Origin of the sequence: Stygiolobus sp. CP850M (assembly GCF_037389425.1) — an archaeon.
In the GTDB taxonomy this organism is placed as follows: Archaea; Thermoproteota; Thermoprotei_A; order Sulfolobales; family Sulfolobaceae; genus Stygiolobus.
Window position 1 is genome coordinate 1 of record NZ_JBBHKR010000084.1, and the last position, 4828, is coordinate 4828.

6 protein-coding genes and 1 pseudogene are annotated in these 4828 nt (G+C 38.4%); 6 read left to right on the forward strand and 1 reads right to left on the reverse strand.

Features of this window, described 5'->3' with window-relative positions:
- The 6 genes and pseudogenes from WIW89_RS11055 to WIW89_RS11080 form a co-directional block, all read left to right on the forward strand.
- Window positions 1–390 (forward strand): annotated as a pseudogene (locus WIW89_RS11055) (hypothetical protein); the annotation flags it as partial.
- Between the two features lie 152 nt (window positions 391–542).
- The gene (locus tag WIW89_RS11060) at window positions 543–845 is read left to right on the forward strand and encodes a hypothetical protein (RefSeq protein WP_156004846.1); all 303 of its coding nucleotides are present in this window, start codon (window positions 543–545) and stop codon (window positions 843–845) included.
- A gap of 37 nt (window positions 846–882) precedes the next feature.
- Entirely contained in the window at window positions 883–1554 is a 672-nt protein-coding gene (gene udg / locus WIW89_RS11065) for a type-4 uracil-DNA glycosylase (protein ID WP_337720816.1), read from the forward strand.
- Window positions 1505–2284 carry an SDR family oxidoreductase gene (locus tag WIW89_RS11070; protein WP_337720818.1) on the forward strand — a complete coding sequence of 260 codons (780 nt, stop codon included), beginning with the start codon at window positions 1505–1507 and terminating at the stop codon, window positions 2282–2284. Before udg ends, WIW89_RS11070 begins: the two co-directional genes overlap by 50 nt.
- Before the next feature lie 112 nt (window positions 2285–2396).
- Window positions 2397–3878, forward strand: coding sequence for an ATP-dependent nuclease (locus WIW89_RS11075; RefSeq protein ID WP_337720817.1), 1482 nt, complete (start codon window positions 2397–2399; stop codon window positions 3876–3878).
- A 10-nt stretch (window positions 3879–3888) separates the two neighbouring features.
- The gene (locus WIW89_RS11080; RefSeq protein WP_337708009.1) at window positions 3889–4173 is read left to right on the forward strand and encodes a TIGR00304 family membrane protein; all 285 of its coding nucleotides are present in this window, start codon (window positions 3889–3891) and stop codon (window positions 4171–4173) included.
- Here the strand turns inward: WIW89_RS11080 and WIW89_RS11085 are convergent.
- Window positions 4166–4531 carry a DUF2203 domain-containing protein gene (locus WIW89_RS11085; RefSeq protein ID WP_337699870.1) on the reverse strand — a complete coding sequence of 122 codons (366 nt, stop codon included), beginning with the start codon at window positions 4529–4531 and terminating at the stop codon, window positions 4166–4168. The genes WIW89_RS11080 and WIW89_RS11085 overlap by 8 nt on opposite strands.
- Window positions 4532–4828 lie beyond the last annotated feature (297 nt).

The window sequence follows — 4828 nt, forward strand, 5'->3', positions numbered from 1 at the left end:
GTAGGGTACTTGTCGGCTTTCAGTAAATTCCTTGTTATTCAATACGAAAAGGCCCCCGGGATCCCAAAGGCTTTCGGTATTGCTGCGGAGTTCATAAATTCCATGATACTTCCTCAAGGTTTCAGTGACGAAATTAATGGTCACAAGATCTACGTAAACCAAGAGGAGAACGCGGTGTATATGGATAAGACTCCATTACAGAACGCTCCTCCAAATGTCTTGTCAATTTTAGCCTTAAGGACATTTTTGAGAAGAGCTACTGAGAACGAACTGATAATCGTTGAAGACCCTGAGATTCATCTTGACGAGAGCGAAATTAACGAGGTTAAAGAGCTCTTAGAAAAAACGAGAGCTAGAGTAGTACTTGTGACTTCTAATAAAATAATTTAATTCAGGCTATCGACCCCTCTTCATCTTTCCGTTTATGTCGACCTCATCACAATGTCCCCCACCCGGCTGAGGATCTTCATTGTCCGTCAGAATCTCAGATCCTGGTGGAGGGTGGGGTAATTTTAATTATTTCCTTCAAGTTAATAACGATAGTGTCGCAAGCAAAAAAGTTTCTCGAAATCCAAGATCTGATATTAGCAAGGACTGCTATGGAAAAAGTCTCACTTCATCTCTCTAACAGAAAAGAAGCAGTGTTCCCTTGGGTTGAGAGGGAATTGAAGGAATTTATCAGAAAATATTCAAACCACAAGGAGCTGTCCACCTATGCAATCAGTATCAAAGATGCGATAGAAAAAAAGGACACTGAAGCGTTAAGGAAAAGTGTTAATGAGGCTAAGGAGAAATTGAGTAAGATCATTGAAGACGCGTATAAGTCTCTCTCACAAGGGCAGTAAATCAACATAAATATTTTAAATTGTAGTGTATAATATTGTGGATTTACAAGAGATCGCTGAACAAGTTAGAAACTGTAGAAAGTGCGACTTATGGAAGACTAGGAAGAATGCTGTACCAGGAGAGGGAAATCCACACGCCGAAATAATGTTCGTAGGTGAAGCCCCAGGTGAAAATGAGGATATTGAAGGTAAGCCCTTCGTTGGTGCAGCTGGTAAATTGCTGACTAAATTAATCACAGAAGTTTTGGGATTAAAGAGAGAAGACGTTTTCATTACGAACGTAGTGAAATGTAGACCTCCTCAGAACAGAGATCCTACAGAAGAGGAAATGACTGCTTGCAGTCCTTATCTAAGAATGCAAATCGATATTATAAAACCTAAACTGATCATTACTTTAGGGAGACATTCTACTTCTTATCTGTTCTCTCTCATGGGTAAGTCTTTCAGCTCCATAACTAGAGTTAGAGGTAAAGAATTCGAGTGGAAAAAAGATGATAATACTGTAGTCAAGGTTTTCCCTACATATCACCCTGCCGCTGCCCTTTACAATCCCAACTTGAGGAAGACTCTTGAGGATGACTTCAGAAAGATTAAGAGTATTCTGACTACCACAACAAGCTCAAAAAGGGTTACACTAGAATATTTCATGGGTGGAGAAAATAGACCTAGGGATAAAGGGGAAGAAAGTAATAGTCACGGCGTCCAGTAAAGGTATAGGTTTTGCTATTGCAAAGAGGTTTTTAGAGGAGGGGGCAGAAGTAATCATCTCCTCGCACGATGAGTACAATCTGATCAAAGCTTATGAAAAACTGAAACCCTTAGGCAAAATAGATTATATTAAGGCTGACCTCACAAAAGCAGAGGACGTAGAGAAATTGATTGACGAGGGCTATAAGAGACTGTCCGGCTTAGACATTTTGGCTTACGTTACTGGAAGTCCAAGACCTGGAAACCTAATTGAATTAGGAAATGAAGACTGGCTCAACGCGTTCAATCTACTTCTCATGAGTGCGGTAGTTGCTGTTAGAGAGGCAGGAAAAAGAATGAAAGAAGGAGGTCGTATAATACTATCAACCTCGATGACGTTAAAACAACCTATTGATAACTTAGACTTGTCCAATGTAGTTAGATTATCTTTAGCCGGTCTTATCAGGGTCGCATCAAGAGAATTAGGGCCTAAAGGAATCACAGTTAACGGCATAATGCCAGGTTGGACTTTAACAGACCGCGTAGACCAACTAGTCAAGGACAGAGCTAGGAGAGAGGGGAGGAGTGAACAAGATGTACTAAATGACATCGTTAAAGACGTACCGTTAAAGCGTATTGGAAAGCCTGAGGAAGTGGCAAACGTAGTCCTATTCCTTGCGTCCAATCTAGCTACTTATGTTAACGGTGCTCTTATACCCGTCGACGGAGGAATTCTAAGGTGTATCCTTTAAAATCCTTAGCACTAATAATACTCTCTTTTTTCTCTTCATAGGAAACATCCTAAAATTTAGCGTTTAACGATTATATGTATGCCTTCAAATTAGATCGTAGTGTGGTTTAGGTATGAAAGTTATCGACTTTTACGTTAACAACTTTCGAAGTCTTTCCTCAGTAAGACTTGAGGGATTAGGAGGATTAAACGTAATAGTAGGTTACAACGGATATGGTAAGACTAACTTGTTGACAGCTTTGTATCTATTCATAAAGAACATGGGGGCAGGATTGGAAAAGAGAAGTGTTGAGGATAGAGAAGGAGAGTATTTACTTCTTTGGAAAGATTACGACGTCTCAAAGCCTATCACCATAGGTGGAGTAGTAGAGTTTAGCGAAGATGAAACAGCAATGGCTATAGGAAAACCAATGAGGATGAGAGTAGAAGTCTCCAATAAGATCAAGTATAATAACAAATACGTTGAGTGGACTTTAGACACCTTAAACGTAAATAACTCTCCTCCGACCAGCGATAATTTGGAAACAGTTAGAAATTTGTTCGCATTTGCCTCCCAACGCGTCGAATATGTGCCAATTTTTGATCAGGCTTACTTTGATTCTGTGATAAAGAAAATGATAGAGATGAACAGAAGTCCAATAAACATGAAGAGAAAGTGGTACGACTTCATCAATCTAATTAGTGATACAATCCCCGAGATTAAAGGAGTGGAGTTTTGGGACAGTAATAAGTTAGTTTTAAACATCCAGAACCTGCCGATTTATATAGATTTAGCTGCTAGTGGTTTCCAAAGAGTAGTCTTAATGCTTTTTATACTTTGGTTAAGCGGAAGTAAGATCTTACTATTGGAAGAGCCAGAAGTGAATATGTATCCTACATTACAGTCCAGAATCATGAAGCTGATTAAGGAGTGGACGAACAAAAACGTGTTTCAAGTGTTTATCACAACTCATTCACCTTATGTTGTTAGCGCGAATGTAGACTCCTATATTATAATGAGGAAAAATAACGGAGTGTCAACAGCTATAATGGTAAGACCTGATGAACAATTAAAGTCTGTATTAGGCATTCTAAGAGCTAATATGAGTGACCTATTGTTTAGCAAGTTCGTCATATTAACGAGTGAGCTTGCCGAGCCCTCAGTAATTCTGAACTGGCTTAAAAGAATCGGGATATCTAACGACGAGTTAGGAATAACCGTTTACAAAGTAACTAACGATATAGAGTTACACTTGTGGACTAGGCTCAAAGAATTGTTAGGTCTGAATGTTATCTTCTTAGGTTTGTGTGATCGCGTAGATCCATCGTTAAAAGATTACTGTGTGCCTCTAGGGAAGGAAGTTGAAAACTATTACACTAAATCCAGACTAATAGAGGTGATAAGAAAGTTCGGAATAAATCCTGACGATAAAGAGCTTAGGGATCTAACTAAAGGTGATACATACAGTTGGCTGGTCAGTATATTCAAGAAGAGGGGGTTCGATTACGATAAATTCAGAAACAGTATAGGGGAGCTAGTCACAATGAATGATGGTATTGATATGCCTAAGGAATTGGAAATTTTAGCAAATAAGATTAAATCTTTTGAAACCTAAAATATACCCTGTGATAAGTCAACAGTTACTATTAGCAATAGGACTTTCCTTCGTATTCTTAGGCATATTGACAATCATAGTGGGTATTCTAGTTGAAATTCTCAGGGGGACTAATGAGAGAAAAGAACATCGTCAAGAGGAGAAAAGTAAAACCGAATACGGTGGAGTCATATTCATAGGTCCCATACCTATAGTTTTCGGTAGTAATAAAGACATGGCTAAACTAGCGCTTATTATAGGAGTTATAATGTTCGTATTCGTAGTTTTGATTATCATACTAAGCACGATTATGTAAGGCTCAAAATTTCTTCTTCTCCAGTAATCCTTTTTCTCCCTTTATACCCCTCCTCAGCATAGTGCCAATACATTATATCTTTCTCACCCATTTTCCAACACAAATAAGCAGGTCTGTTATTTATCACAGCCGGAAAGTCGACCAAACCTATGTCAGGGTCTCTCAGTATTATACCCTTCTCTGTGATCTCTTTTACAATCCTGTCAATTTGTATCGTGTATTGTAAAATTGCGGACTTATCACCTTTCATCAGGCTCTCCTCTGCCATGTATTTGACTCTCTTAATCTCAGTAAGCTTCTGCCTGAGCCACGGTAATAGGTCACGAGCACTTTTAAGATCGAAATAAGGGTACTCCACAAATATAGTTTCTCATCATCATTTATATTTACTTGTTAGTACCCGAAGAGAATCTACCAATGCTTTATAAATTGGTTATCCGATCACATGTATTTACATTATCCCAGAAAGACGTAATGCAATTCCACATAATATAACAAAATCCATAGACAAATGCCTATTACACACTCTGGCTTAGGTTAATAAAGCTATACGAGTAGAATATAGTAGTGATTGTGATATGATTTATAGGTATATAGATTTAGATGAGTATTTAACCTTAGTAGCATTAGGATATTATTAATGAGACTAGCGGAG

Coding starts and splice junctions, on each gene's coding strand:
- WIW89_RS11075 (WP_337720817.1), top strand. CDS start 2,397: ATGAAAGTTATCGACTTTTACGTTAACAACTTTCGAAGTCTTTCCTCA.